The 593-nt window shown below is 48.4% G+C and carries 1 protein-coding gene; it reads left to right on the forward strand.

Annotated elements, in window-relative coordinates; all coding sequences use genetic code 11:
* Positions 1-593 (forward strand): VCBS domain-containing protein (locus BCV39_RS18455; protein WP_198599549.1); only part of this gene is annotated, 593 nt, incomplete at both ends.

Below are 593 nucleotides of genomic sequence, written 5' to 3' on the forward strand. Positions count from 1 at the left end.
AACGTTGGCGACAAAGTCGAAGAAACCTTTACTGTATCGTCTGTTGATGGCACATCCTCGACCATCAAAGTGACGATTAATGGCACTAACGATGTAGCGACAGTCAGTACCGCAACAGTCAGTGTGGATGAGACTGACAAAGCGGTAACCACCTCAGGCACGTTAACCAGTACCGATGTTGATAATCCAGATAACACATTTACGCCAGACTCCATTGTTGGAGCTAATGGCGACCTAACTATTGATGCTAATGGGCATTGGGTGTTCACCGCCAACAGCGCGTTTAATCAATTGAACGTCGGCGATAAGGTCGAAGAGACCTTCACTGTATCGTCTATTGATGGCACAACGTCAACGGTCAAAGTGACGATTAACGGCACTAACGACGCCGCTACTGTCAGCAGTGCGACCGTTGCCATCGATGAAACCGACAAAGCGGTAACCACATCAGGCACCCTAACCAGCACCGACGTGGATAATCCAGATAATGCGTTCACGCCGGATTCTATTTCAGGCACCAAAGGCGACCTGACTATTGATGCCAATGGTCATTGGACGTTCACTGCCAACAACGCGTTTAATCAATTGAACGT

The organism is Vibrio sp. 10N.286.55.E10, assembly GCF_002872555.1.
In the GTDB taxonomy this organism is placed as follows: domain Bacteria; phylum Pseudomonadota; class Gammaproteobacteria; order Enterobacterales; family Vibrionaceae; genus Vibrio; species Vibrio crassostreae.